The following is a 26308-nucleotide window of genomic DNA, read 5'->3' on the forward strand; positions in this document are numbered from 1 at the left end:
ACAGTCTTTAGTGAACAATAATAACCATGTAGCACAAACTAAGGGGGAAGCATTGTCTGGTTTTCCCCATTTGATCTTTGTTAGGTATTTTTATAACGAAGTTGTGTTTAAACGATATTCCACATTGTTAATTTTGATAGCGTCTGGAATTTGAGCAGTAGTGAAGCAACCAAATGAAATAACGCTAAATAGTACACCTATGATGCGAAATTTCACGCTACCGTCTTGGTAAGCCTAACGCTTGCCTAACTGGCGCGAAATAGCAGGCAAAAGTCAACGACAAAGGAACGCAAGCCTGCTGTTTTGCTGCCGTGGTTTAGGCACTTGTTAAGCCTCATTTACTTACGAGTTCCTTAATGCTTTTTACGACCAAGTCACTGTCATGAATATGCAAGAAATGTTTTTCTGATTCCGAATATACAATTTTGCTATTTTTTGACAAGCTCTTGAAGTAACCATCTGCGTTACTATCAAGATCATCCATTTTTTGGGCAATCTCGTCTGGAACAAATGGCGGGTCATAACGTTTGTCCGTATTTTTTGCACGTACTGTAATTAAAGGTTTTGATCCAAAAGTTGAAGCATTCTTTAATTCTTTATAGCTTTTCATGTGATCGACTTTTTCTGGTACCTTTTCAAATAACGGATCAAGTACTGTTAGCTCAAAGTTCATCTGACGCAGTAGTTGCTTATTATCTGTTTTAAGTTCTTTTGGCCAACGTGTACCCATAGTATAAAAGTAGCCGAAAGTTGGTGGGTCAATTAACACCGCTCCAAGAACCTCTTTTGGAAACAAGTTATTATATGAGTTTATGATATATGAACCATACGAATGGCCTGCAAAATAATAAGGGGATTTAACATTTGCAGCTTGTAATAAGTTGCGTAGCCTTCTGGACATGTCATTTACTGTAAATGGAACAGGGCCTTTTTCACTCTTTCCAAGGCCAGCACGATCGTATAAACACACACTAAAATCGTTTTTTAAGCGTTTTATGTTTTTTAGCCAAACCCCATCAGAACCAGAAAGACCAAAGCCTTGCTCAAGTATTAATTGAGGCTTGTCATTTTCGTAGCATTCAAGATACAACTTAAACCCACCCACATCATATAGCCCTGACTTTGTTGGTTGTAACTCTTGCTCTGTACCTAGGGCACCAAAGCTAATAAAAATTGAGAATAACCATACAATTGATTTCATTTAGACTCCACTCCCTCAATGAGGCTTAACATTTTAGTATTTATGCGACACGCAGTTTGTGTTGCATAATCGCTTGTTGGACTGAGCCGCTACCTGCTCGGTGTGACAGAGTTGGTGTTGTCTATGCTATAGCTTAATTGGAAAAATAGGCTTTTTGGAGGCTCTCACTTTCCTAGCTAGTGTAATCAGTTTAGCTACTGTTATGTAAGCTTTCCCTGCATTGCTCAGCGCTTATTATGTATTCATTACACCTAAATTTGCCTTAATAAGCAATTATATTTTTACGCGTAAAGAAGCCACTAGCCTGAGCAGTTAATCAGGTTAACCAGTTGATTTTAAACAGCTATCTAGCTACCAACTCGTTCGATCTACTTTGGCCGTTGTTGCATCTAACTTGAATACGCCAATTAGCCGCAAGATACCTGTTGTTGTGGTTCAATAAATCCGGACACTATTTTAGGTGGTATCATTACCATTCAACTAGTGAGCAAATTCGCTGACACCCACCACTAATTTGCACCTTCATGAGATGCCGCCTATGAGAAATTCGCTGACACCCACTGAGAAATTCGCTGACACCCACCACTAATTTGCACCTTCATGAGATGCCGCCTAAGCTTTAGCTCTACACTCAATGGATTGAGGAAACCAAGCGATGGCGACTGCCCGTAAAAGACAAATTAGTTTAACCGACACCAAATATTATCACTGTATCTCCCGTTGCGTCAGGCGCGCATTTCTCTGTGGCGAAGATAAATTTACTGGTAAATCATACGAACACCGCAGGGATTGGGTTGAAGAAAAGCTATTGATGTTGGCTTCCGTATTTTGTATTGATGTCTGTGCTTATGCCGTGATGAGTAATCATACTCACATTGTTTTATATGTTGATGATAAAAAGGCGAAACGTCTGTCCGATGAAGCGATAGTGATACGATGGCACAAGTTGTTTAAAGGTAATTGGATAAGCCAAAAATTTACTGAAGGTGAGCCACTCAATGAGTCGGAGCAGTTGATATTCGACGAGCTGGTTGATAAGTACAGGCAAAGGCTGGCCGATATTAGCTGGTTTATGCGAGTACTTAACGAAGACATCGCCCGCCGAGCAAATAGAGAAGATAATTGCACAGGTCGGTTTTGGGAAGGACGGTTTAAATCCCAAGCATTACTGGATGAAGCAGCGCTGGCTGCTTGTCTCGCATACGTAGACTTAAACCCCATTAGAGCCAACATCGCCGCAACGCCTGAAACCTCAGACTACACCAGCATCAAAAAACGCATCGACCACGCTAAACTGGGAAAGCAACCAAAAAACCTACTACGCTTTGTGGGCAGCCCACGAAAACATATTCCAAAAGGCCTGCCTTTTGAACTCAAATCCTATATTGAATTGGTTGAACTCACAGGCCGTTGTATTCGAGACGACAAGCGAGGCTATATCTTTGAATCTCAGCCCATACTCACTCGACTCAATATAGAACCGGAGAACTGGATAAAACTCACAACACAGTTTTCACGTGTATTCCACGGTGCAGTGGGCCGAGAGCGAACAATAACCACTTACTGTGAAACACTGCAAAAACGACGACGAACAAACCTAACAAACTGCGAGCGCTTGTTGGCTTAGCAAGGAGAACCTATCAACTCGAAAATCTATAACTGTTGTATTTACAACTCTTTGTTGTGCGCGATAACCCTGCTTTAGTGTAGGGATATGCTTGGGCGCTAAAAATTGGCCTACCGAAAAACGTTTTTGTACCCAGTGATTGAGGTGTTTATATACTTTCTTTACTTCACTACCTCAGTTTGGATGCTAATTGTGATGGGTGTCACTTATTTTTCTGCTAATTGTGATGGGTGTCACTTATTTTTCTCTTTTGATAAGGACTACCAGGTTTTATAAACTCAAGCTTAATACTGTTTTCCACCGCCCACGCTTCCAACATAGTTGAAGTAAACTCTGGGCCATTATCTACTCTAATTTGCTTTGGTTTTCCGCGCCAAGCAATGATCTGTTTTAGTGTCCTAATCACTCTTTCAGCGGTTAAACTGGTATCCACTTCAATCGCTAATGCTTGTCGATTGAAGTCATCGAGTATATTCAATGTCCTAAAACGATGTCCGTAGCTTAGAACACAAATCGCTGACACCCATCGCTAATAACAATGGGTGTAAGCGCTGTTTGATTTCTTCTTACTTTTTTCACTTCACTACCTCAGTTTGGATGCTAATTGTGATGGGTGCCCTTGTTTTTCCTTTCTTGAATGCTCTGATAAATTCAATTGATAGCGATTATGCAAGAGAGGCCTTGCCGATGCTCATGAAATTTGAGCTTCAGGGGTTTACTACGCACAGAACTTTCTTTCTTGAACAAACCTTGAAGACGAATACCGTAAAGCTCAACGACCATACCTATAGTTGTCCCATTCTGCTCTAAAGACGCAATAGTGACGGCTTGCTTAATATCAAAATCTTCATTTGCTTTCATTTCAATACCTAGCTGAATCGAACTAGCCGCTTTTTCATTTTTTGAATACACTAAACGCGCTAGTTCAGACTGGTCTGAAGCAGAAGGATATTTAAAGAACTCATGTAGACCTAAAAACGTCTTAATAAACCAACGGGTAAGCTTTTCTCGATCGATATGTTTTTTATGGACACTAAATTTCTTTTGTTTAGAGCTCCTTCTTTCTAATGACAGATTCAGTGCATACTCAAGAGCTTTCCCAAATCGAATAGCTTCATCATCATAACTAGATAAAAGTTCATTGTGTTTTTTACATAAACACTTTCTGGTTAAAGATGCTTTTGATAGCACTTTCGTACCGTCACCAAGAAACGGAGCGTTAACTACCTTAACTGTTTTGTCAGAGAACAGCCCCTTGGTTATATAATGCTCACGAGATTGGGTAGAACAACATTCAGAAACAGAGCTAGCCCAACACTTCATGCTTACCTCTCTTTTGAATTTAACGCCCGCATAATGGGCGGATTAAGCTTGGCTAAAATTAGCGAGGAATGAGCGCAGTCAAGCTTAATCCGTCCATTCATTAATGCACTTGTTATATGGTTATTTGCTGTCTAGCCAACATTTAGAAAATACTATGTCATTAGAGTTGAAAACAATAAGCTTGTGCACATAATCCAAACCATGAAGAGGAGCTGGATCTCTACCAATCATATACGCAGTATTAGATGAGGCAATTAGTTTTTCATTAATGCTTACTGATGCTTCATTGTTTAACAATAAGCCTTCGAATAACCCTTGATAACCCGCCATCACATGAATTGCTTTATTTAACTCTTGCCCTTTCAATCCTTCTGTCATGATCAAAAGGTTTGAATGATCCACAAGTTTGTTTTTCGGTAAGTCAGCCAAGCTATTAATTATGTATTCTTTGGCGCTTTTCAAATAAGGTTTATTAGTTGCCATATTACCTTCAACAAAATTTATCGCCTTTGAAACAGAGACAATAACTTTTGAGTTGTTAGTTTTATAGAAAATTGCAGGTAGCTCATAAGATACGGGATGGCTTAAATCAGACTTCCATTTAACAGGGTACTGATTTGACTCGCAAGGGTCAGAGTCGGCACAAGCCAAGCTAGAAGCTAAAAATACCATCAAAATTAAAAATTTACACATACTTTCCTTAGTCATATAACAATTTAATATCGACCAATAATAGGTCGCTTTCCTGAATAGGGGAAGTGTATTGCACAACAACAGCCTGTCTGAACTCGAAAGTACACTTCCTGCCACTTTTTTACGGGTTCATCGCTCGTACATAGTGAATACTCAGTTCATAACACCCTTATCCAGAAGCGCGTCAGGAACCGGCATTTTACATTTATCGACAGGTGACGAAGTCCCAGTTAGTCGCAGGGTCATGCCCAAAGTCCGCGACGCATTAGATTAGACGGCTATCCAAATTAGACTCTATCTATTAGGTCAGCAAAAGAGGCTGTGAGCAAATTGTATAGAATGAGCTAATCTTTCCTATAATAAATATGCGGAAAGGAATTCATCAATGAAAACACTCGTCTTAATACTCACCACAATAGTTAGCTTATCAGCTTGCTCTTTATTTACGCAAAAGTCAGTACCTTATCCTACTTATTTTCAGTCTTTAGATGAAACAGCTGTGAAATATATTCGCAACGCCCCCCAAGTTGACCTATCTATGTTAGTTGACCAATCTTTGAGGAAGAACCAAGCGTTACCAGAAAAAGATGTTTTAGTTTCGGTTTCTGGAGGCGGAGCCCGAGCAGCAGCATTCACGCTCGGAGTGCTAGCTGAGTTAGAACACTTAGGTCACTGGGCAGGTAGCAATGAAAAACTAAACGCTTTAAAAGAAGTAGATTACTTTTCTACGGTATCAGGTGGTGGCTGGGGTGTTTCAGCTTATATAGCAGATAAAGTTACCTTAGATACAAACGAGTACAACCTAAATAATCGCTTACCTTCTTTAAAGCGGAGATTTCTATCATTTAGTGATGGTAATATAAACTGCCTACCGTCTCGATTAGACGAATTGGTAACTAAAGGTATTACTATAGGAGACTTATTAAATCAGTCAAAAACTGAGTTAAAACACCCTTACATGTTTGTAAATGGGACCATTTATTCAAATCAAAGTCCTTTTGTATTCACATCTGATTTTAGTACTTACTATCGAGTTGAGAGTTTTGGAGCTTGTGATGATATTAAATATCCGGCGGGTGATGAGTTTAAAAATTTACCTTTATCTTATGCTGTCGCAACAAGCGGAAGCGTGCCTGGTTTTTACCATAATTACGCTACGACAAATATATGCGCTCCTGACAAAGATAATGAGCTTTATGAAAGTTATTTTTGTGCCAGTGGAAAGTCTCACATTGACAAATTGATTCTGGTCGATGGTGGTATATATGATAATTACGGTTACCAAACGGCTCTCGAAGTAATGTCTCAAACGAACGGAAAACGTGTAATCATTATTATTGATACGAATGCAGATACAGAAGTGCCATTTGAACGGAGCTCAGACCTTTCTACAACGGATGTTGGGCTTGGCACACTGCTAAAGGCAGGATTTCCTGCAAAAACTGTTGCGTATAACCGCATGTTCAAAATGGCAGCTACAGCTTTGGATGCCGAGACAATTACATTTGATTTTTTCTCAGTGGCTGATTTCGTTAACAAAGCTAGTAAAGCAGAAAGAGCAGACTTGCTATCGGAATTAGATACTTTGAACAAATTCGCAAATAGTGTCGTCTATTGCTTTGATGACAATGGAACTTATTTAAATAGTGAAGAGAAGTTGAAAAAGTATGGTCAAGCGAAAGATTGTGCTGCAAATAATTACTTTCGCTCAGGGTTAAGAGGTAAAACCACCTACAAATTCGATCCTATTATGTTCGATATATTAACTGAGTTAGGGCGTCTAGCAGTGAGACTAAATGCGAGTGAAATTAGAGAAAAGCTATATCATTGAGCAAACGTAAGTTTAAGCAAAAATTTATCAATCAAAATTGGAAAAAAATCAGAAGTTAACTTTTTAGTTTGCTTGATTGAGGTGTTTATATACTTTCTTTACTTCACTACCTCAGTTTGGATGCTAATTGTGATGGGTGTCACTTGTTTTCTCTTATATGAATAGGTTTAAAAGGCTTAGGTTGTATTGTCGACACAGCAAATACTCGCCAACTTTTAGCATGATTGCTGAATCAATGTACCTGCCCATCAAATAACGCTTAAAACGAGGATCATCAATTGAATATAGACGACCAGCGTCGGTAGATAACTTAACTTTAATAGATAACCCGAGGATATTAGCAATCATGTTCAACGGTTTGCCACTACTATGTGGAAAAATGTTTGCTTCTGGGTTTATTGATATTTCAATTTTATCAGATGTTTGTAGCATTACAGGTTGAAAGTCCACATTATCGAGCGCCCAACTAAAACCGTCATCATAAGCCCACTCAACTGTTTCAACTCTAACATTCCTTTCATCACGGTTTGATACAACCATTGCGCAAGTGGGCGTATATGATGAATCTTGGTATGGGAATTGAGCTACAAGATCAACATATAGATGAGGGTGTAAATAACGAAATTTATCTTCCCGATCAATCCGTTTTAAAGCTAGATCTTGTTTCTTTAACTCATTGCCTTGGATACGTGTTTTTATACCATTCCATAAGGTAAAGACAGCAAGTCCGACAGTTATTAGTGGGAGGTAGGGATTTAAAGGTTCGAAAATTTCAAACATCAATTAACTCTCGAATGTAGCTATTACACTGTACTGAATAATTCATATAGACATAATGACTCCCACACGGTGCTAGCCTCCGCATTTTCGTGGGTTAGCTTAAAGCCAGAGCCATAATTAGTTTGTCAAATAACTAAATAGCAGAGGCTAGCATGACTAAACATAACATACTTTTCATTGGCTTAGATACTGAACAAATCGCTGACACCCATCGCTAATAACAATGGGTGTCAGCGCTGTTTCTTCCTTATCAGCGCTGTTTCTTCCTTAAAAGACCATCATGCGAGTCATTGGTTTAGTTACGACAATTTCGAAGAACACCATGAAATGATAGTACGCTGAAGAGCTGGAGGGGTGATAACCGATAGTGATATTATCGAAGCACTAGAAGAAAACGGCTACCACCGATATGTGGCTGAGCTAAATGCTCATGAAAATAATCAATAGGAGAGAGCTCACCAGCCTAAGTTTCGTTTAATCGAAGCGAATAAAAACAGTAGGCGTACAACTTCGAAAAAACTAAAAAAAATCATCGACATTAGCAAATAGCTCAACTAACTTATTCATGTCTGTTCCTTTATAAGCTACTCTTTTTTGGTCGAAATATCTGACCTTGGAACAGTGTTATAGCTCCTAGTTTTTAAGTTTTTATCCCGCTCTGGGGTTTAAGAGCTAATGAGTTGCTTAGAAAGATCTCGTCGTACCACAAACCTTTTAAGGAAAAATAATGAAAAGTGCACTTATCGCATTACTCTTACTGTCTTCATTTTACGCTAACGCAGGTAGCGCCCTTATCCCTGAATGGAGACAGCATAATTATGTACATACTTGTATTAACATCAGTAATATATCATCTAGCGATGTCGGTGTAACGGTGAAGCTATATAAGCAAGATGGTAGTTTGTATACAGGTAGCATTACTGGTGAGGGAGCTGTAAATACAGAGTTTACTTTATCGGCTCAAAATACTATCCAAATGTGTGTTCCAGCTTCAGCTTCTAACTTTATGGGCTTTGGCTCCATTACGGGAAGAGCTATAGATTCTTCAGTAACCGATGGTTTTCTTGTTGCTAGAGCGGTGATTTCTGATGTAGTTTCAAAAAATAAATGGCAATCAGTAACCATAAATGGTGGTAAAGCATTTTAGTCTAGACCTTACAAAGCGACTCAGAGTCGAGCAAAAACTTGCTAGTTTGATCGAGACTCTGAATGCACTGAACTGGTCAGTCACTGGTCATTTTGACAATATGTAGACCTTTAATACTTAGGGATAAAAATGTAGCTCCATATTTTATTCCTAAGTCACAAAGGTGTCGCCCAGCAATATGGGCGAAGCCAAACAGAAACTTTATTTTAGAAGCTCTTTTGATACAAATAATGAGCAAATTTGTACAATTCTAAGTCGAAACTACCATAACCGTGGTGAACAGATGTCAGGGTTGTTTGTTCTCTCACAAGAGAAGCACTCCAAAAAGCTGTAGCACCTCATAATATAACCGCAATCAACGCGGCTAAAACAAGAGCTGAGAACGTAGACAATACTGTATCAAATGTACGCCGATTTACGATAGCCACTCAGTACATCTCCCCCTGAGTAACGAGTTTGCTGAGTATAGCGTGCAGTTGCGAAAGCAGAGGCATGACTTGCTCTGATAGCCTCAGTTCAGTCACTTACTTGTTAGGATTTTCACGGTGTGTCAACAAACTCTAATTTAGTACTGTAACTGTAATGGGCATTTCTAACAGACGCATCTATCAAATCTAACTCTCGTTTTATTTTGGGATCTGATTCTTGTCCTTTAACAATCGTGTGGGTAAATATGACGACCCTAAATAGATTTTCTGGTAATGCCAATGCTACCAACCATCTGTATAACGAAAGCTTTTCACCCTCTTCTTCACCTAGTAATGTTGCCTTCTTTAGATATACACCCTTTGCTAGTGTTTCAACAGTGCCGGGAAGTAGAGTATCTTTTATTTTTGTATTTCTTTCGTCCTCAGAATTGCTGGCAAATTCAAATACGCTAATCCTCAAGGTTCCAGTATCAGGTAAGTCTTCATAAAATGTACCCTGGACGCCTAGTTCGTCCTCAACTTTCCAGTTCGCGGGGATTTGAAATGAAACGGCATCTCGATAGTTGACTGTTTTCATATCTTGCATTTTTAACCCGTTAGCTAATGAAATGAGAGGTACAAATAGAAGAGATAAAATACTCATACGTAGCGTTTTAATCATAAAGAAAATCCTAGCGCCTCACTGTTAGCCGCATAAATGCTTGACTAAAATTTGCGAGAAACGAGCACAGCCAAGCTTTTTGTGCCCGCCCTTTTTAATTTGATTTGTTATGTGTAAATTACTCGAACTCACCATATTCCCAATCTGCATTGGCGTGTATTTTTTGTGCGAATGAACCAGGCTTTAAGCAGGTTAGTTCGTTAATAGTTGGATCAGCTTTCGTCAAATGGCCAACACCGATAAGATGTGGCTCTGAGTTCTCAGGACAATCCTCATCATCACAGAAAAACTGCCAATCACCTTCGGGATCTCGAATACCTACTAATGCGGGTGACTCTTTATTAAAGACATGAGGGCAAACATATACCCCGTAATTATCATTAAACTCCATACTTCCCTTTACACATAACGCTTGCCGTAAACGGCACAAAATAGCAGGCTAAAATTGGCGACGAAGGAGCACAAGCCTGCTGTTTTTTGTCCTTGGTTTAACGGCCTTATTAGCAGTACATTAGTCACCAACAAAAATTATATTTTTACCATTACTTGCAGCAGCATCCAACACAGAAATAAACTCTGAGAACAGCTCAGCGCTTTTTCCGTACTGTGGAGCGACTGACTTAAGCACATCAATTAAGATTTGAAGACCTGATGAGAATTTGGTATCTGAATATTGATCTATTGTTAAGCCAGTTTTAGCTTTAAATACCTCAAATGCTTCTTTGAATAAAAGCCACTTCTCAGAATCTATAGAGTAAATCCATTCCTTTGGTTGGCCATTTTGCATTATGTGTATATCTAGCGCCATAATTTGCCTGTACTGCTAACAATTTAATATCGACCCAATGGGTCGTTTTCTTGACTATAGGAGAAGTACGGCGAAACTGTGCATAAATACAGTCAGCTTTTAGAGTTAACTCAATGAGAGCTCGTTCGCCATTTTTAAACCATATCGTTAAATTTATGCTGACTAAGCAATATTCGGTCAGAACCGATGATACCCCGTTGAGCAAAGTTTTCTAGCTTGTTTTCGGGTATTTTCGATTTAGGAATGGCAGCGTATCGACTATGATCGCTACCATTTTAGGATGATACTTTATTGCTCACCCACAAAAATGTCGCCCCGCAATATAGTTTCATACTGAGTGGGGCTGTAGGGCCTGTGTTTTGGTTTGGAAATTTGAGGTTGGGAAATAAAGTTTCATACTGGAATTGGTTAACCCTTCAAAGCAATCAAAAGACTAAATAATAAAGTTTCATCCTAGCACCACTTAATCCACTCACTAGTACTGCTGACTCCCCCTACTAGACCACCATATGTCAAAAAATAAAACACAAAGCATTGACCAAACCCAGCTTTATGGAGTTCCACAATAAATTGGGGTAATCTAACGTTAAGTTCATGTTAATGAAATTCAATTAAAAAGGAGTTGCTTGTGGAACAAGAAAGTTCAGGAAGCTTAATTAGCGTCATTATTACCCTTCTAATATTGGTTACCCCATTGTTCTTTGCTTGGCTATCAAAACGTAAAAGAATCAAAGTTGAAGCTGAACTCGAAGAAGCTCGACAAGCTCTAGCTGATAAAGCAGAGCTTGTTTCAAGTTTGCAAAGACAACATGCCTCTTTGCAAGAGAAGTATGCCCCCATTACTGATATGGAAGCACACGTACAGCACCTGCTCAGTGAATCAGAGAAAACTGCTGTCTCGCGAATATCAGAAGGCGAATCGGCTCTCGAAAAAGCCCAAAAGGAAGCTAATGAGCTAGCTAATTCAAGTCGCTTACAAGCTGACAGAGTGATAAACGAAGCGAGAATGCGCGTACAAGAAATCAACGCAGAATCAAATGAGCTAAACACCAAAGCAAACCAAAAATTGAAAGATGCCAAGGAGAAAGCTCATTCGCTAACAGAAGAAGCTCACGTAGAAGCAAATCGAATTATCGAATTAGCTCAAGCACAGGCTCAAGAAGTTGCGGGTGCTGCATATGATGCGAAGCAAAAAGCCGACTCTTATGCATCAACCATAAAAGCAATGAAAAATACAATTGAAGGCTACAAAGATGATTACATCATTCCAAATCATTCTGTCTTAGATGATTTAGCTGAAGAATTTAGCTTTAAACAAGCTGGAGAACAACTCAAGCAGGTAAGAAAGCGAATGCGAGAAATGGTTAAACACGGCCACGCTGGAGACTGTGACTATGTTGAGCCCCACAGAAGAACATACGCCATTCATTTTGCTGTTGATGCATTCAACGGAAAAGTCGACTCCGCTTTAGCAAAAGTTAAGCATGATAATTACGGGAAGATCAAACAAGAGATAATCGATGCCTTCGCTCTAGTTAACCATAATGGCGCACCATTCAAAAATGCTCGTATAAACCAATCATTCTTAGATACTCGTCAAGAGGAACTCAAATGGGCCGTATCTACTCATGAGCTCAGACAAATAGAACTCGCAGAGCAACGAGAAATCAAACAGCAAATTAGAGAAGAAGAAAAGGCTAGGAAAGAGATAGAAAAGGCGATTAAAGAAGCTGAAAAAGAAGAGCGTATACTTCAGAAAGCTCTCGAAAAGGCTAGAGCTGAGCTAGCCAGTGCAAACGAAGAACAACGAATGGAGTTTGAGGCTCAACTGGCAGATTTAGAAAGCAAGCTTGTTGAGGCTGAGGAAAGGGGTCAACGAGCACTATCAATGGCGCAACAAACTCGCCGTGGACACGTATATGTTATAAGTAACATCGGCAGTTTTGGCGACAATGTATTCAAAATAGGCATGACGCGACGCTTAGAACCTCTTGATAGAGTAAAAGAGCTCGGCGATGCCTCTGTTCCTTTTTCATTTGATATTCATGCCATGATCTACAGTGAGGATGCTCCCACACTAGAAAAAGAACTGCACAGAAGATTTGAGAGAGAATCAGTAAACAAGATAAACCCTAGAAAAGAGTTTTTCAAAACCTCGTTAGCAGAGATTAGGCAGGTAGTTGAGCAGCAGAATTTATCTGATGTTCATTGGACAATGAAAGCAGAAGCCGCTGAATATAGAGAGTCTTTAGCAATAGAAAAGGCTCAGCAAGAACATAATGTTGCCTAACAGTGCAGCCTCTCGTTATGAAGCACCAACCCAATATAGTCAAAAAAAGGAAATCTAATGCCTATCGAATTAAATGAAACCTTGGTAGTAGGTATTTCTGCTACTGCACTATTTGATTTATCAGAAGCTGACAGAGTATTTCAAGAAAAGTACGAGTCAGACCCAGATACAGCCATAGATGAGTACCGCTCATATATGCTTGAAAGAGAAGATGAAGCTCTTGAAGATGGAACAGGAATGCCACTTATTCGCTCATTACTCAACCTCAATTCACATCAAACAGATAAAGGAGCAGACCCAATTGTTGAAGTTGTCATAATATCCAGAAACAGCCCTGAGACAGGATTTCGAGTACTAAAAGAAATAAGAAGAAGAAAGCTGCCAATTACTCGCTCGGCTTTTACAGCAGGGGAAAGCAGCTCCAATTATCTCGACGCTTTCTATGTAGATCTCTTCCTTACTACAAATGAGAAAGATGCCCAAGAAGTAATAGACAGCAAAGTATGCGCCGCGGCATTAGTAAAGGAACCTCCCAAATCACGCCAAGAGCTTGATGAAAAGCAAGTCAGATTTGCATTTGATGCTGATGCAGTACTGTTTAGCGAAGAGAGTGAAATAGTAAACCAAAAAGAAGGGTTAGAACAATTTTGGAGTAGTGAAGACGCAGCTCAAGATATACCTCTTCAAGAAGGCCCTTATGCTAATTTGTTGAAAAAGTTATCAAAAGTACAAGAGCGTTTACCAGGTCGTATAGAATACTCACCTGTAAAGCTAGCCATAATGACGGCCCGTAATAGTCCAGCCGAAATGAGAGTTATAAAAACTCTGAGAGCTTGGGATGTATATATAGATCAAGCTTTTTTCCTTGGGGGGTTGCAAAAAAGCAGGTTTTTAAAAGCCTTCAAGCCACATATATTCTTTGATGACCAAGACTCTCATTTAGACCCCGCAGCTGGTGACGTCCCCAGCGCAAAAGTTCTATACCCCAGCAACTCTCCTCTAAGAGAGCTTACAGCTAAAAAGTGATGTAGAAACATCACTTTTTATCCCTTTTAAAACAATTATATTGAAAATCACTCCAGTGACTCCATCACGTCGATCATTTTAACGAGCGCATCAGCTTTTTCGCTCCCCCCTTGACAAAATCGACTCACAGCCTCGAGCACTTTATTCGGTATAGGGGGATAACTAGAAACTCGATAACTTTCGATAACAGCCATAACTTTTTTTGGGTTCTTACCAAACCTAGTTAACTTTCCTTTTGACCAATCAGAAATCTGGGATTGAGAAACGCCACTTTGCTGGGCAAGCACATTTTGGCTTACTCCTGAGTGTTCTAAAAAATCTCTAAGTGCATCGCAAAAAGAATTAACTTCCAATCCAAAACCTATCGAAAACCATCTGTTAAAATGCTATTATACAGATAATTTCAGATAACCAAAGTACCAAGTTTGTTCTATAATAAACTTGAACCATAGGAAACATGTTATGCAACAGACACAAACAGCATTCATAGCTGCTGGACGTAGTTTGTTCCAGGTTGAGCTACCACACGAAAATGATGAGGTCCTTCCAAATGTGAAGTGGGGCTGTGTTGCTGGCTTTCCGTCAGTTTCCTATTGGCTATACAGAGTATTTGAGCGTCGGCTTACAAATACTTCCTTGAATTACAAACTTGGTAAATCTCTGCTAGAGGAAGTAGGAGCTTGCTTACTTGGTGGGCATGGTATTCCGGCAGAAAAAGGGCTCGCTGCTTATGAGCATATGAAATCAAAAGGCGCATTTAATGGCAGCCCCTATACCACTGAACAGCTTCAAGATTGGCTTTCTGAACCTATAGAGTTTGAAGGGAAGATATTCCGATATAGATTTGCAAAACAAAAGGCCAAATACCTTAACTCTGCGATCAAAAAGATTATCGACGAAACACCACCCACAGAGTCAGGCAAAGAGTTAAGAAATTGGCTAACTAGAATAAATGGAATAGGTCTAAAGACCGCCTCGTGGATAGCGCGAAATTGGCTAGATGCTGATGATGTTGCAATTCTCGATATACATATCTATCGCGCAGGAATTCTAGGGGGTTTTTTTAAAGACAACCTCACTGTTGAGAAACATTACCTAGAACTAGAAGAACAATTTCTGGCCCTAGCTAATTCAATGGACGTAAGGGCATCAGAATTGGACGCGCTAATGTGGTTTGAAATGCAGGAATCTACTACTATTCTCAAGCAACTCGAATTCAGAAATGAAGCTTTAAAAGTAGAAACTCCTATTTCAGCTTCAAAATTTTCCACCAACAATCGCAGTACCAACACCCAGCAACTTGCTTTGCTCTGATAGACAGGTTACGTACTGAGAGCCATTAGCACCTAAAGTACAAAAAGACATGTTTAAATATTCAGACACTAACGATTGAATCGCAGAAAGCCCCCCTGATTCTCTAAAAGCAAGCGTTTCGGGGAATTCGTACTTACATGCCAATCTTTCAAAATCACATACATACCAAATCAGATATCCTGCTTTACCATTTCCTAAAATGTTAAAGCAGCTTTCTTTAAATTCCTGAAGTTCCTCACGATCGGCAACACTAATCTCATCAAGGGTATGCTGCCTTGAGTTATAGATGTACCAGTTACTTGAAAAGTTGTCAGATACAATAACATCTATCGAATGTAGGGCTCCCGCTGATGGGTAATTCCTTTTCTCATTAACTAAGCCTAATTCACCCCGTTCTGATGATCTAGTACGACAAGATAAATAAAGGAATCCTCCCAGATCACTTATTGACATTGGAGCAAACTCTCTCGTTGAATGTCGATTTTCGAGCACGTCTAAAAAGCTTATTTTTTGCTCGTTAGGATAGGCTAGCTCAATAGAGTTACGTACTTTGTATGCAACACGCTCTTTGATTGAAGTTATAAGCTTTATTTTAGGGTCTTTATAAATTGCCATATTTTCCCAGCTTTTCCATAACATAATAGTGCTTATTGCACCCTCTACATCCTAAGCAAGGTAAATCAGCTTTGTGGCAAGAGTGGCTCCACGCAAGCAAACTAAATGGTATACCCGATCTTTCGATAAGTTCTGCTGTACTCGTATTCATTGCTGGAGCAGTAACCGATAGACCACCTTCTTGCATTGATATCAGAGAATTGATTTTATCAATAAAGCTAGCGCTCCCATCCACATGATATGAATCAGAAGAAACGGTCCCAATTACTAATTCTGAGCACCCCAACGCAACAGCTTTCATGGCACACATTGTTATCAATAACTGATTTCTAAATGGCCACCAGTCGCTTTCAGGAGCCACTTCTAGCGCATGCGAACCAACGAGATCGCCACTGCCTATACTAGAACAATCGATATCAATTTTAATCAAATCGATATCGAGCTCTTCGCAAATTGCCTGAGCAGCGACTCTCTCAGCTCTGGCTGCTTTTTGACCATAGTCAATATTGAATGCGACTCGCGGCCTTAGCATGTAAGCAAGGGCAGTTGAATCTAAGCCTCCTGACAGCAACAAACCTTTCATGATGACAACCAGGACAGGCTATAAACTGAAGAAGCAAAATCTTGAAATATTTTACAGCTAGAGCCTTCGTACATCTTCAACTCCTCGTCTTTGGGGTTTTCAGCTAAGATCACAACTGGTTTATCAATACTGCGTGCATACCCAACTTCGAAAAGGGTTCCTGGATCTGTGCCATTAAAAATAGCGTAAATAGCATCACAGTCATGGATAGCATCAATGTCTTTTTGAACCACTTCTTCAGCCGTTCCAATTCCTATTTCGTGATAAGGAGAAAATACCTCCATCCCAAAAGCCTCTATATGAAACTTAGCTTCGTTCACCATCCAAAGTTCAGACAGAGTAAAAAATGGACCTGCTAAATAAACTCTCTGCCTTTTCACATCCAGTATGGGTTCCAGTGATTGTGCAAAAAACTCTAATCCCTCGGCAGAATTCATAGTTTTATGAGATACGTAGTACGCAGCTGCTACACTCGCCATTTTTGTAGCGTCAAATACATTTAAGCCTTGTACAAGCCAAAAGTATGAAAAAGCAGCTACAAAGGAATCTCCAGACCCGATTGGAAAAACAGATTGAGTTTTATATGGTGAAACCCACTTATCTTGCTCATTTGCTAAAATGTAAGCACCACGTTCACCACACTTAACAATGACTACCTCAGCCTGCTCCTTATCTTGAAGCCATTTAGCCATATCAGGTATTTGCTCATCTGTTTCATTTTCCGCTTTAAATAAGGTATGTAGTTCACTTCTATTGATGATGTAAACTAGCCTTTCAGCTGAGCTATTCGTTTCTGAAAATAAGATTGGACTATATGTGTTCTGAGGATCATAAATTACAACAGAAGCTGAAATAACAGGTATGTAATCTACCATTCCAAACAAAATGACTGCATCACCGTTGAGAGAGCCGACTTGAAAATCAGGTCTTTTAGCATCAATTTTATTTGGAGTGATTTTGGGTTCTGAAAGTGGGTGGAAATAATCAAACCGTGTGGTAAATCCACTTTCCCTAATTTTCAAATGGCAATTCCTGTTAAAAGCAAATACTTCTTGAACCTTAGTGTGGTCACCTAGCTCTAGTATGCTATGTAAGCCAACATTGATATCACAATCTAATTGACTTAAACATAGTGCAGCTCTGCCAGCTGATCCTAAAAGAGCTTCATGTTCTGGCCAAGAGCAAAACTCATGGTATACACCACCAACAACATCGATGTTCATACTACTTTCCTTGTGATTGGACAAATATTCTTACCGCTGCACCCTGAATATCTCTCACAGTAGCTGTATAAATATATCCTGCCTCTAAACACTCTCTGATTCTTGGCCCCTTTTCAACTAGCCCTCCTACGACTGTTCCATCCGATTTACGAATTTGGACAACTTGTATGCCATCCATTATTGCCAATACCACCTCTAAAATTTCGCCAACGGATATACTTCCAATATTTTGTGGTTGTGGACTATGTATATGCGTCTCAAAACTAAACGTTGCACAATCGAAACTACGCCCTCCAGCACCACTCGGCCCTAATCCCCTTCCTGAACCCATTCCTGACATATTAACTCCTTAATATTAGTTGTTTGATGTTGTAAATAATTTTAAAAAGCGCTCAGCCCACCTTTCAATATCTTCCTCACCCAACCGACCTTCGCTCTTAGACTTTTGATGCGACACACTTTTGTGATTGCCTTCTCCAACCAGTGCATCAAAGTATTTCTTTGGCCAGCTGAATTGGTTGCTAAGCAGCCCTTGCTCTATCTCCGATATAAAGTCTCGTAACTTGCCTTTTGGCGCTAATGCTTGAGCCGAAATGATTTTGGTGGCAATGGAAGCTTTGCCATCGGAGGTATCCACCTCTAATAAGAAATAACCTTCGTTTTGATGTTCAATCCTTACAATTGCCATACATCTAGGCGAACCATCTACCATAAGGTGACTCTCACTGCGGCCCACTTCTGGCAGCTTGCGAACGATGGGCTTACTTTGTTTAACACCGTGCTCTTTTTCTAATATCTCCAGCATTTTGAAGAAGCTATCGAATTTGTTGAGATATAAATCGGCGTTGTCGGTTAAGTCATCTAAACCATCTACGGCGGCTCTGGGTGTGTCGCCTCGCGAATTTGGATCGTCGGTGCTTACGGCAGGTGGTAAGTTGTTGGGTTTATCTTCGTTTTCTTTACCACCAGGGCTTTTTCTAGGCTGTGCACCGACTTTACGAGTACGTGGCACTCTGTTGTATATTCGCTGTGTTGCATCACAGAATATCAATGCAGACTCGTTATCTTCGCTGCCGTCACTGTTTTCGTCGATTTCTCTCTGTGTAGGCAACTGTGGGTAGGTACCTCCTTTTCCTTTACCCGAACCTGGTTTGTTTTCGGTGAAATCTGGATGTGAAAAGCCAATATCCGAAATATCAGGGAAGAACAAACCATCCAATAACTCTATTCGGTTGATAAACCAAGTGCTTTCATCAGATGATTTCCAGCCTCTCGCGGCCACTTTTACACCCTTGAGCTGAGGAGGATCGAATCGAAACGTCCAACGCTCAACGTTAGGTGACCTAACTCGCTCTTGCGAAAAATACTGATAAATACTGTTAAACGCGTTTTTAATGTCACTGTTTAATAATAACCAAGCGATTTGATGTCTAAACCCTTCATTATCAAACAGTACTTTTGGGCATAGTGTTGTTGGTAAGGCGTTAATCACGAGATCTAAAGGAAACTCTCTATCATCGTTGTTTGGGTGGTGGTCAACGTAAAACTCTAGGTCGAGCGCACTGTTAATGAGTGCGGCGTTTGCCAGATAGTTGTTTGTAAAAAATAAGGCTCTGGCCAGCTCCAACTGTGGTAAATAAATGGTTTTGCCTGCACTTTCAAACACAAAGCATTTTTGCGATTGCTCTTCGCTCAGCTTATACGTCACTAAACCGCTGTCGCCCACCGTGGCAGTTTGCCAAAATGCACGGTCGGGTAAAGTAAATTTAATCGGGAAGCCTGGAGGGGTGGCATCGACTGTTTGGTTTAGCACGACTTGTCGGCTTAAATAGGGTAGCTGGCTAAACTTAAGGGCTTTGCGCGTGGATTGCTTAAAACGAACACCAATATCCCAAGTTTTGCGGTTATTGTATTTAAACAGGTTGCCTATTGCCTGTATTCTGGCGTCGTCTGGTAGTGTTTTAAATCTATCAACTTGGTTCATACTTTACTGCAAATCCTAGCAATTGCGACGCGAGTGGTCGGGTCCTTTTCTCGTTAAGTCCAGCCATACGTTCAATTCGCCAAGTTCTGAGTATTTGATGTTTTGCAATACAACGAATACATGCCACAGCGATACGACGGCATTGGTATTCCTCTATAGTTTCACAATATTTATTAAAAAACAATTTACATAAAGGTAACTTTTCTAAGAATTTGATCTGAGACAAAGGGATATGTGCATGGGTAACGAGCCAAGTTACTGTATGACGGCTTGAATCAAGCTGAGTTTCTACTTTATTAATCAATGAAATAAGTTGTCTTACGTATCTTTTGTCTCGTTTTGACCAGTCAACTCTACCTGTTTTTGCAATGCTGGGTGTGGCTGAGCTTTGATTAAATTGCATCAACCATTGTTTATCATGCCGATATAACCATGTGTAAAGGTGAGCAAAACCGTTTTTCCTCGCGCCTTTAACGCCAAACTTGGCCACAGCACATTGCCACTTTGCGCGACGAGTTTGGTCAACAACCACAGGCTCAGTACTCGAAGGCACATCATCGTATGAGGTGTGCGGTAATGCCGATACAGTACTGAGTATGTTCGCTATATCCAACTGCTGTTCATAACACGCTTGCCATACCAATAGGTGCTGAAGGTAGCTAAATGATTTTCTGTGCTTTCTAAACAAACACTTCAGCCAATTTGTGTCTTCTGCCTTGTTTATATTGAGCCCGAAGCTTGTGAGGGCATGGCTACCCCAATACCCTAAAACCAATTGTGCGATCAGTTCATGCTCCACCTGCTTACCCCTAATAAACCCCAGCTGATAAGCCAAATGATGATAAAAATAACGCCATTGCAATGGGTGTATAAGGTGTTCTGATAAGTTCAGCAACTGCTGAGCATACGCCGCTAACAGCGTGGTTTTGTGGTCTGTAAGCCTTGGAGTTGAATGCAAAAGCACATAAGGGCTTAGTGCAGTAAATTGCTGCCTATGTGCTTCGCTTATCAACACAGGGCTGTTGATTAACTGCATGCCATGCTCCGCACATACCGATAAACCAGGTTGCTGCCAGCGCCGCGCCCAAAAAGGCTCTCCATATTGCTCTATTTGCGCTGTTACGCACAAAGGGCAGTAACGCAGGTAGTGTGGGCTTTTAACTTTTGATGCGGCTTTGCCTAGCTGTACTTCTGCCGAGTGCCTACAATCGGTCAGTAGCTCATGTTTAGCTTGAGCTGCAATGTTGGGGTGCACAAAAGGTGCGTACAACGGAAAAAGCGTATGCCCCTGTAACAGCTTGTGTGGTGTTAAATCAGTGTTACCTTGATAATGAGCTGAGATCTGCGATAAATGCCCTTGAAAGGCTACTGAGGCGATGATTTGGCGGTTTTGGAATACCTCATCAAGCAATTGCTTGGGTGAAGTGATACCTGCATGCACCCCGTACCTTGCAATGACGCTATACAGCAGCTCATCGGGGTAAGGTACGGGTAAACAGGCCATGCTACACGCTTTGTTTAAGCCAAGCGGTCATATCAAAAATCTTTCCTTGTTGTTTGTAGTATTGATAAAGCTCACCCGATTGCTTTTTGTGTTGAGAATAGCCAAAACGCAAATCGTCACTAGGCAATGTATGCCAATCCTTGAGCTTGATGATTGCGGGCTTTTCTTTTGGCTCCTCCACTTCATCAGGTGCTTGCTCATACCATTCAAGAACGAGTGGAATGAGCGCTCTTACCTGTAGGTTTGGGTGATCTTTAATGGCTTTTTGCACTAATGGTACCAATAACTCTGATTCACACCCCATGCCTAGCAAAAGGTTATAAAGCCTCATGGCCTCTGAGTCGCTCGCAAAAGGGAGAGTGTCTGCCTTAGCAGCGGCAACTTCAGAGATCTGCTGACTGAGTTCCAACAACCGCTTATCAATCTCTTTGTATTGTAAGTCTGAATACTTGGCAATGCTCTTTGCTTTACCAGACTTAAGCGCTTCAATCATGGGATGGATCGGCTGTAATTCAGACTCATATACCTTTCTAAATAGTTTTGAAGATAGCCGTTCAACGCCAGTAATAATGGCGCGTAGTTGTGCAAGCACGAATAACTTAACCACAATATCTAACACACCTTGTGACAGCTCAAACCAAGTATTGCGGATCTCTTCGGTGAGCGGTTCATCGCGGTGAATAAGCCACTGATACTGCCAAAGCTTGTCGGTCAGCAATCGCCACTCTGTGGGCTTTGGCTTACCCGTCGCTGTATCGATTCTATTTTTGTGCTGTGGCAGGGGTTCCCAAACCATAGAGCCAATGCCAGTACTGCGCCTTGCTGATTGCAATTCAAGCTCAAATATCGGCCTTGCTTTAGGAGTACCAACTAAAATCACCGGCACGCCAATAATATTCACCAAAGCCACAAAAAAACTCGAGCATGCGTTCTTGCCCTTCTTTTTGTTTGCGGCCTAAGCGCTGTATTTCGTCAATGACTAACACACCAATGGCATATTGATTGGCAACTTGCCCCATAAATGACAGTAACACCTCCGTACTATGACGTTTGTAGCCGTATCTCTCTGTGAGATCAGTATTAAGGTGTTTATCGACCTCTTTAAAGAAGTTTAAGCAGAGGCTTTTTAATGATCCATCCACGGGGCATTCGATACGCAAATAGGCGAGCTGGTACGTATTATATTTTTCGTGATAAATCGCTTGTGGGTAGGTGGCCAATATCCGCAACACGCTGGAACTTTTACCACACCCAGAGCAACCAATAAGTGACAAGCAACGTGCCGTAGAGGGCGCTTCGGCAAAACAAAAACTGCTAATGTCGCCCGTCATCAAGCGTTCGTAGCCATTTTGTAGATGCTGTTGAAGCTGGCCAGTCGCAATGTTTCTGGCAACATAGCCCCCACGGATCATCAGCGCTATTTTTTCCTCAAGCGCCACATGCACCGACAAAGGTTGAAAGAAGTCATCAAGCAAACCACATAACTCGTGAGCACGCTGCCTCGCGTCTAAATACCCCGCCGCAGGGTTGTATTTTACCTTACCCTCCAGCTTAGTTTTCAGCTCTTCTATTTTGCTTACTCTTGGCAGTGCTTCAATAAACGGGTTACCTTTGTAACGCTCAATCTCAGACTCCTGATACACCGCGCGGAAGATGTTAGAGGGTAAACTCATGCGTCGTCATCCTCCTTAAATAACTGATCAGAAAAGTCAGGAAAGTCCAAATCGTCATCGGGCTCAGAGAGGTAATGTACTTGCGCTGATTTACTGGTGTCGATGTCCACTGGTTTGTAGGCGCGCTCTTTACGCTCTTTGGCTTTTTCTTCTGTTCGGTTGCCACGAATATTGCGAATACGCTCCGCATCCGACAAACCAATGTGTTTTGGCGCGGCCTTTTCTGCCTGCTTTACCACCTCTATCACTTGTCGCTCCAAGGCACGCTTTTGCTCATCGGCTACTAGTTTTGCATCAGCATGCGTCTGTTTTAACTCATCATTTTGCTGCCACACATCCCAAAAACTCGCACCTGAAAACTGTCTTGAGCGGGTTGCTAACTGACACACAAAATAGTCATTGCTGTTAGGACCGAGATAAATGTAGATGTAGTCTGCCGTTGCTAAATCATAGGCAACTTCCACACTTTTAGGGCGTTTCACTTCCTTACCCCGATGCATCCAGCCCGACTTTAAAAGCTCAGCGCTGGTGTAATACACGCCAAATATACAGGCCCCCGCATCAGATATCGTTGCCCGAGTTCTTGGCATCAATGCCACACGAAGATGCTCAGTTGCTGGCTTTTTCAACCGACCAGTACGATGCTGCAAGCCCCAATTCCATATCGCCAGTGGGTTATTTGGTAAGTCCGTTGGCATATCAGCGGCTTTATCGTAGTCTTCAATCACGTGATATTGATTGTGATAAAGTACTGCGCCCAAAATGATTTTAGTAAACTCTTTAATAGTAAGCTTAGCATCCAAGCGGTAATCTCTATCGCCTTGCTTTTTAATTTTGGTACCAGTGACCACACCTGGTGCAAACGGTTTAAATGCTTGTTGAAAGGTGCGGAACGCTCGCTCGACAACCCCTTTTGCATCACTTCTAAATGGTGACGTATTTTCAATGCGCACACCAAAACCATTATCAAGGCATTCAATTTGATGACCCATTAACTCGCCTCTGTCAGCCAATAATGCTGAGGGCAAGCCTATACACGGCCACTGCTGTGGGGTTACGTCAAAACCAAACTGACGGCAGTAGTCTGATTTATCCGTCGTGGCCATATGTATTGCCTGAATGGCCGCAGCATATGAAGGGTTTTCAAAACCAATATAAAACCCAGCCACCGTGCGACTAAATACGTCAATCACCATGTAAATCACTGGGCGACCGGCGATATTGCTTCTTTGAGAGTCAGACACTAAATAGATGTCTGCTATTGTAGCGTCAATTTCATACCGCATACCTGGGCCCAAAACATCTGCGGCGGCAGTACCAGTTAGTGGTCGTATATCTTTTTTTCGTTTGATCTCACCCGCCTGCGCTTCAATTTTGTCTACTTGGCGATATTCACGTTTGTAGAAATGCTCCATTTGCCTGAGTGTTGGCAATTCTTCTTCGGGTAAATCAGGAAAGTAATGCTCATAAATATCTTTGAGCCTGTTGTGCGCATATCTAAATGATTTGCCTTTGTCAGTTAATATGTGTCGTTCAATCGCTATGCGGAAAAGCTTCTCTGCGAAATCATCAATTAAAGCGCCAGTGCCTGGCATGTATTTGCGCGGTCGCCCTAACTTTGTTGTAGCTCGACGCTTTTGGCCCTTGGCACCTGAGTTTTTATAATCGGGTAATAATGCGTTGGGGATCTGGCCACGTTGCCAGTATCTACGGGCAAAACGATAAATAGACTGTTTGGTTTTGCCTGTCTCAGTCATTATGTGATTAACCACTTTGCCACGCGCTTTCGGTTCGTAGCAGTTCTCAAGCTCTACCAATGGCTTGATTGCGGCATAGTTTTCATCACGTTTTAACTGAGCGGTAGAACCTGCTTCTGGTATTACGGTAGTAATGTCGCTATATGGATCGGCTGCTCGTTTGAGCACTTCATCTTGAAAACCCTGTTCTAACTCAGTTATTTCAACAAGTTCAGGAAAGGCTTTGTCATCGTGCACTTTTATCCAAAGCACGTAATAATCAAATACCATTAAAATGCGATACAAGGTTTGTTCGTATTGCAATACTTCATTGATTTGAAACACGAAACACCTCCTGAATTTGCTCAACGTTACCTAGTTTAAGATGACCAACTTGTAGCTTTTGCACTGACGTAAAAATATCAAAGGTAAAGTAACGGTCAGCCAGTAAAGCTCTTATCTCAAACAACGACTCTCCTAAGTCTAGCCCATAGGCGGTATCTATCTCTTTGCAGGCGTTTATGAGGGTTTTGGTTGGGTGCTTTACAAAGTAATCAGCATAGAATCTGGCTTGCTCAATGGCTGAGTCTGGTGCTTCTTCATGTTCACCTTGCAATGGGTAAATCCACTCAACATTCGCTTTAACAACTTTTGGGATCTCTTGCTCCGTGACTATTTGCCAAGGGATCTGCTTTTCGTTCCAAAAGCGTTTCTCCAGCTCAAGTATCTCTATTTTTCTCTGCTCTTCAAATGAGCTGACATATTTGGCTTGTAGCGCAAAATAGGGGAGATCTCGCGAGGTTGTTTCAACAAGAAAGTCACTTGATAAGTATTGGTCAACGCCCCGAACATTTGGATGTTTGATACCAGCAGATTCAGCTAGCTCTAATGTTATCTCGCGCTCTAGCGGAAACTGCTCTTTGACTTGCAGCACATCCTGCCGCCACTCGAGCAAATAGAACATGGCTAGTTCAAGATCGGATAATAAATGGTGGGTTCGCTTGGACCTATGACCAAAAACTCGATGTACACGGCCATCGGATGGCGCATCATAAACCGTTAACCAAGGCTTGTAATCCTGATACTCGCCAGTACCGCGCCCCTCTTTAATCCACTTAAGATATTGCGCCTCAGTATGGCCAATCTTCCTAGACATAATATACCGCTATAACTGATTGAAATTTCAGCATAGCGGTGTAGCTTCATAGATGCAAATGGATTGAAGCCAGTTACTCTGAGTGAGTCGCTAAGAAAGCAATACCAGCAACAAGACAAGCTAAAATTGCCGCATTTTTCACGGGGCTCGATTCACTTGGTGTAAGCATAGCACCTATAGCAGCAGCGCCTCCAGCAGCCTGAATCACTGTATTATCAGATTTTAACAATATGCCTGTCCCCAAAGCTGATATTAAGTACTTTTGAACTTGAGTACTCTCTTTAACTAAACCGCAGCACGTTCGAACAAAGTGCTCGCAATTTTCTGAAAAAAGACTATATGGTAACCCTAAATATTTCCGCGCCGTTTGAACTGCGATGGCTGTGTTATTTGCCTGAATACTGCTTACATTAACATTCTTACCATCGGCAAATTCACTCAATGACACTTCTAAAACAAATTTTGAGCTTTTTGAATTATGAATAACTTTGTTATCACCTACATAAAGCCCATAATGCTTAAAGCCCGTATATTGCACAGACAATACATCCCCAATTTTATACATTGATTAAACTTTCCTTTTCTACAAAAGAAGCCATATATGGTCGATTATTAATCTTTCAAGGGCGTTAGAAATTAAGTTGTTCTTAGAAATTTGTATTTGCGGCACTTTGAATTTTGGTTTATCTTGGTATCAGGTCATCT

General features: G+C 41.1%; 26 protein-coding genes and 1 pseudogene. 7 read left to right on the top strand and 20 right to left on the bottom strand.

Annotated features, from left to right (window positions below; genetic code table 11):
* Window positions 1–334 precede the first annotated feature (334 nt).
* On the bottom strand, window positions 335–1201 hold the full coding sequence (locus J8Z24_RS16295) for an alpha/beta fold hydrolase (protein ID WP_147388952.1): 867 nt from the start codon (window positions 1199–1201) through the stop codon (window positions 335–337).
* 655 nt (window positions 1202–1856) lie between these two features.
* On the opposite strand from J8Z24_RS16295, the gene J8Z24_RS16300 reads away from it, so the two are divergent.
* Complete coding sequence (locus tag J8Z24_RS16300; RefSeq protein ID WP_252095010.1) at window positions 1857–2828, top strand: transposase; 972 nt, start codon at window positions 1857–1859, stop codon at window positions 2826–2828.
* Between the two features lie 250 nt (window positions 2829–3078).
* On the opposite strand, the pseudogene J8Z24_RS16305 reads toward J8Z24_RS16300, so the two are convergent.
* The 3 genes and pseudogenes from J8Z24_RS16305 to J8Z24_RS16315 form a co-directional block, all read right to left on the bottom strand.
* Window positions 3079–3333: pseudogene (locus J8Z24_RS16305) on the bottom strand (DDE-type integrase/transposase/recombinase); the annotation flags it as partial.
* 146 nt (window positions 3334–3479) lie between these two features.
* Window positions 3480–4151: a hypothetical protein gene (locus J8Z24_RS16310; RefSeq protein ID WP_252095011.1), complete on the bottom strand. Its 672-nt coding sequence runs from the start codon at window positions 4149–4151 to the stop codon at window positions 3480–3482.
* Between the two features lie 120 nt (window positions 4152–4271).
* Complete coding sequence (locus tag J8Z24_RS16315; protein ID WP_252095012.1) at window positions 4272–4844, bottom strand: hypothetical protein; 573 nt, start codon at window positions 4842–4844, stop codon at window positions 4272–4274.
* Between the two features lie 52 nt (window positions 4845–4896).
* Here J8Z24_RS16315 and J8Z24_RS21905 point away from each other — a divergent pair, with 52 nt between their 5' ends.
* The gene (locus J8Z24_RS21905; protein ID WP_353507001.1) at window positions 4897–5118 is read left to right on the top strand and encodes a LytTR family DNA-binding domain-containing protein; all 222 of its coding nucleotides are present in this window, start codon (window positions 4897–4899) and stop codon (window positions 5116–5118) included.
* 111 nt (window positions 5119–5229) lie between these two features.
* Window positions 5230–6675 (top strand): patatin-like phospholipase family protein, encoded by a 1446-nt coding sequence (locus tag J8Z24_RS16320; RefSeq protein WP_252095013.1) that lies wholly within the window; start codon window positions 5230–5232, stop codon window positions 6673–6675.
* A 153-nt stretch (window positions 6676–6828) separates the two neighbouring features.
* Here J8Z24_RS16320 and J8Z24_RS16325 read toward each other — a convergent pair whose 3' ends face one another.
* Window positions 6829–7455, bottom strand: a complete 627-nt coding sequence (locus J8Z24_RS16325; protein ID WP_252095014.1) for a hypothetical protein — start codon at window positions 7453–7455, stop codon at window positions 6829–6831.
* 727 nt (window positions 7456–8182) lie between these two features.
* On the opposite strand from J8Z24_RS16325, the gene J8Z24_RS16330 reads away from it, so the two are divergent.
* The gene (locus tag J8Z24_RS16330) at window positions 8183–8602 is read left to right on the top strand and encodes a hypothetical protein (RefSeq protein WP_125250779.1); all 420 of its coding nucleotides are present in this window, start codon (window positions 8183–8185) and stop codon (window positions 8600–8602) included.
* A gap of 540 nt (window positions 8603–9142) precedes the next feature.
* On the opposite strand, the gene J8Z24_RS16335 is transcribed toward J8Z24_RS16330, so the two are convergent.
* The 3 genes from J8Z24_RS16335 to J8Z24_RS16345 form a co-directional block, all read right to left on the bottom strand.
* Window positions 9143–9607 (bottom strand): hypothetical protein, encoded by a 465-nt coding sequence (locus J8Z24_RS16335; protein WP_252095015.1) that lies wholly within the window; start codon window positions 9605–9607, stop codon window positions 9143–9145.
* Window positions 9608–9809: 202 nt separating this feature from the next.
* Window positions 9810–10082, bottom strand: a complete 273-nt coding sequence (locus J8Z24_RS16340) for a hypothetical protein (protein ID WP_252095016.1) — start codon at window positions 10080–10082, stop codon at window positions 9810–9812.
* A 120-nt stretch (window positions 10083–10202) separates the two neighbouring features.
* The gene (locus J8Z24_RS16345) at window positions 10203–10478 is read right to left on the bottom strand and encodes a hypothetical protein (protein WP_252095017.1); all 276 of its coding nucleotides are present in this window, start codon (window positions 10476–10478) and stop codon (window positions 10203–10205) included.
* Window positions 10479–11127: 649 nt separating this feature from the next.
* On the opposite strand from J8Z24_RS16345, the gene J8Z24_RS16350 reads away from it, so the two are divergent.
* Entirely contained in the window at window positions 11128–12789 is a 1662-nt protein-coding gene (locus tag J8Z24_RS16350) for an SNIPE associated domain-containing protein (protein ID WP_252095018.1), read from the top strand.
* 57 nt (window positions 12790–12846) lie between these two features.
* On the top strand, window positions 12847–13815 hold the full coding sequence (locus J8Z24_RS16355) for a 5'-nucleotidase (RefSeq protein ID WP_252095019.1): 969 nt from the start codon (window positions 12847–12849) through the stop codon (window positions 13813–13815).
* Between the two features lie 47 nt (window positions 13816–13862).
* Here J8Z24_RS16355 and J8Z24_RS16360 read toward each other — a convergent pair whose 3' ends face one another.
* Window positions 13863–14168, bottom strand: a complete 306-nt coding sequence (locus tag J8Z24_RS16360) for a helix-turn-helix domain-containing protein (protein WP_252095020.1) — start codon at window positions 14166–14168, stop codon at window positions 13863–13865.
* 109 nt (window positions 14169–14277) lie between these two features.
* Here J8Z24_RS16360 and J8Z24_RS16365 point away from each other — a divergent pair, with 109 nt between their 5' ends.
* On the top strand, window positions 14278–15129 hold the full coding sequence (locus J8Z24_RS16365) for an 8-oxoguanine DNA glycosylase (protein ID WP_252095021.1): 852 nt from the start codon (window positions 14278–14280) through the stop codon (window positions 15127–15129).
* Here J8Z24_RS16365 and J8Z24_RS16370 read toward each other — a convergent pair.
* From J8Z24_RS16370 to J8Z24_RS16420, 11 genes are all read right to left on the bottom strand, one after another.
* The gene (locus tag J8Z24_RS16370) at window positions 15073–15744 is read right to left on the bottom strand and encodes a nitroreductase family protein (protein WP_252095022.1); all 672 of its coding nucleotides are present in this window, start codon (window positions 15742–15744) and stop codon (window positions 15073–15075) included. The two genes, J8Z24_RS16365 and J8Z24_RS16370, sit on opposite strands and share 57 nt — an antisense overlap.
* Complete coding sequence (locus tag J8Z24_RS16375) at window positions 15731–16327, bottom strand: 7-cyano-7-deazaguanine synthase (RefSeq protein WP_252095023.1); 597 nt, start codon at window positions 16325–16327, stop codon at window positions 15731–15733. The genes J8Z24_RS16370 and J8Z24_RS16375 overlap by 14 nt, the downstream gene beginning before the upstream one ends.
* The gene (locus J8Z24_RS16380; RefSeq protein WP_252095024.1) at window positions 16324–17550 is read right to left on the bottom strand and encodes a PfkB family carbohydrate kinase; all 1227 of its coding nucleotides are present in this window, start codon (window positions 17548–17550) and stop codon (window positions 16324–16326) included. The genes J8Z24_RS16375 and J8Z24_RS16380 overlap by 4 nt, the downstream gene beginning before the upstream one ends.
* Before the next feature lies 1 nt (window position 17551).
* Window positions 17552–17890 carry a hypothetical protein gene (locus tag J8Z24_RS16385; protein ID WP_252095025.1) on the bottom strand — a complete coding sequence of 113 codons (339 nt, stop codon included), beginning with the start codon at window positions 17888–17890 and terminating at the stop codon, window positions 17552–17554.
* Window positions 17891–17905: 15 nt separating this feature from the next.
* A complete protein-coding gene (locus J8Z24_RS16390; protein ID WP_252095026.1) occupies window positions 17906–19534 on the bottom strand; it encodes a Tn7-like element transposition protein TnsE in 1629 nt (542 codons plus the stop codon).
* Window positions 19521–21038, bottom strand: coding sequence for a TnsD family Tn7-like transposition protein (locus J8Z24_RS16395; protein WP_252095027.1), 1518 nt, complete (start codon window positions 21036–21038; stop codon window positions 19521–19523). The genes J8Z24_RS16390 and J8Z24_RS16395 overlap by 14 nt, the downstream gene beginning before the upstream one ends.
* A 1-nt stretch (window position 21039) precedes the next feature.
* On the bottom strand, window positions 21040–21939 hold the full coding sequence (locus tag J8Z24_RS16400) for a hypothetical protein (protein WP_252095028.1): 900 nt from the start codon (window positions 21937–21939) through the stop codon (window positions 21040–21042).
* Window positions 21896–22711, bottom strand: a complete 816-nt coding sequence (locus J8Z24_RS16405; RefSeq protein ID WP_252095029.1) for an ATP-binding protein — start codon at window positions 22709–22711, stop codon at window positions 21896–21898. The genes J8Z24_RS16400 and J8Z24_RS16405 overlap by 44 nt, the downstream gene beginning before the upstream one ends.
* Window positions 22708–24792, bottom strand: coding sequence for a TnsB C-terminal domain-containing protein (locus tag J8Z24_RS16410; RefSeq protein WP_252095030.1), 2085 nt, complete (start codon window positions 24790–24792; stop codon window positions 22708–22710). Before J8Z24_RS16410 ends, J8Z24_RS16405 begins: the two co-directional genes overlap by 4 nt.
* A complete protein-coding gene (locus J8Z24_RS16415; RefSeq protein WP_252095031.1) occupies window positions 24776–25603 on the bottom strand; it encodes a TnsA endonuclease C-terminal domain-containing protein in 828 nt (275 codons plus the stop codon). The genes J8Z24_RS16410 and J8Z24_RS16415 overlap by 17 nt, the downstream gene beginning before the upstream one ends.
* A gap of 73 nt (window positions 25604–25676) precedes the next feature.
* On the bottom strand, window positions 25677–26168 hold the full coding sequence (locus J8Z24_RS16420) for a lecithin retinol acyltransferase family protein (protein ID WP_252095032.1): 492 nt from the start codon (window positions 26166–26168) through the stop codon (window positions 25677–25679).
* Window positions 26169–26308 lie beyond the last annotated feature (140 nt).

The sequence above is a fragment of the Pseudoalteromonas sp. SCSIO 43201 genome (genome assembly GCF_023716725.1).
Taxonomy (GTDB): Bacteria; Pseudomonadota; Gammaproteobacteria; order Enterobacterales; family Alteromonadaceae; genus Pseudoalteromonas; species Pseudoalteromonas peptidolytica.

Bases quoted from the DNA above. Each gene is read 5' to 3' on its own strand.
- J8Z24_RS16295 (WP_147388952.1), bottom strand. From the start codon at position 1,201: ATGAAATCAATTGTATGGTTATTCTCAATTTTTATTAGCTTTGGTGCC.
- J8Z24_RS16300 (WP_252095010.1), top strand. From the start codon at position 1,857: ATGGCGACTGCCCGTAAAAGACAAATTAGTTTAACCGACACCAAATAT.
- J8Z24_RS16310 (WP_252095011.1), bottom strand. From the start codon at position 4,151: ATGAAGTGTTGGGCTAGCTCTGTTTCTGAATGTTGTTCTACCCAATCT.
- J8Z24_RS16315 (WP_252095012.1), bottom strand. From the start codon at position 4,844: ATGTGTAAATTTTTAATTTTGATGGTATTTTTAGCTTCTAGCTTGGCT.
- J8Z24_RS16320 (WP_252095013.1), top strand. From the start codon at position 5,230: ATGAAAACACTCGTCTTAATACTCACCACAATAGTTAGCTTATCAGCT.
- J8Z24_RS16325 (WP_252095014.1), bottom strand. From the start codon at position 7,455: ATGTTTGAAATTTTCGAACCTTTAAATCCCTACCTCCCACTAATAACT.
- J8Z24_RS16330 (WP_125250779.1), top strand. From the start codon at position 8,183: ATGAAAAGTGCACTTATCGCATTACTCTTACTGTCTTCATTTTACGCT.
- J8Z24_RS16335 (WP_252095015.1), bottom strand. From the start codon at position 9,607: ATGAAAACAGTCAACTATCGAGATGCCGTTTCATTTCAAATCCCCGCG.
- J8Z24_RS16340 (WP_252095016.1), bottom strand. From the start codon at position 10,082: ATGGAGTTTAATGATAATTACGGGGTATATGTTTGCCCTCATGTCTTT.
- J8Z24_RS16345 (WP_252095017.1), bottom strand. From the start codon at position 10,478: ATGCAAAATGGCCAACCAAAGGAATGGATTTACTCTATAGATTCTGAG.
- J8Z24_RS16355 (WP_252095019.1), top strand. From the start codon at position 12,847: ATGCCTATCGAATTAAATGAAACCTTGGTAGTAGGTATTTCTGCTACT.
- J8Z24_RS16365 (WP_252095021.1), top strand. From the start codon at position 14,278: ATGCAACAGACACAAACAGCATTCATAGCTGCTGGACGTAGTTTGTTC.
- J8Z24_RS16370 (WP_252095022.1), bottom strand. From the start codon at position 15,744: ATGGCAATTTATAAAGACCCTAAAATAAAGCTTATAACTTCAATCAAA.
- J8Z24_RS16375 (WP_252095023.1), bottom strand. From the start codon at position 16,327: ATGAAAGGTTTGTTGCTGTCAGGAGGCTTAGATTCAACTGCCCTTGCT.
- J8Z24_RS16380 (WP_252095024.1), bottom strand. From the start codon at position 17,550: ATGAACATCGATGTTGTTGGTGGTGTATACCATGAGTTTTGCTCTTGG.
- J8Z24_RS16385 (WP_252095025.1), bottom strand. From the start codon at position 17,890: ATGTCAGGAATGGGTTCAGGAAGGGGATTAGGGCCGAGTGGTGCTGGA.
- J8Z24_RS16390 (WP_252095026.1), bottom strand. From the start codon at position 19,534: ATGAACCAAGTTGATAGATTTAAAACACTACCAGACGACGCCAGAATA.
- J8Z24_RS16395 (WP_252095027.1), bottom strand. From the start codon at position 21,038: ATGGCCTGTTTACCCGTACCTTACCCCGATGAGCTGCTGTATAGCGTC.
- J8Z24_RS16405 (WP_252095029.1), bottom strand. From the start codon at position 22,711: ATGAGTTTACCCTCTAACATCTTCCGCGCGGTGTATCAGGAGTCTGAG.
- J8Z24_RS16415 (WP_252095031.1), bottom strand. From the start codon at position 25,603: ATGTCTAGGAAGATTGGCCATACTGAGGCGCAATATCTTAAGTGGATT.
- J8Z24_RS16420 (WP_252095032.1), bottom strand. From the start codon at position 26,168: ATGTATAAAATTGGGGATGTATTGTCTGTGCAATATACGGGCTTTAAG.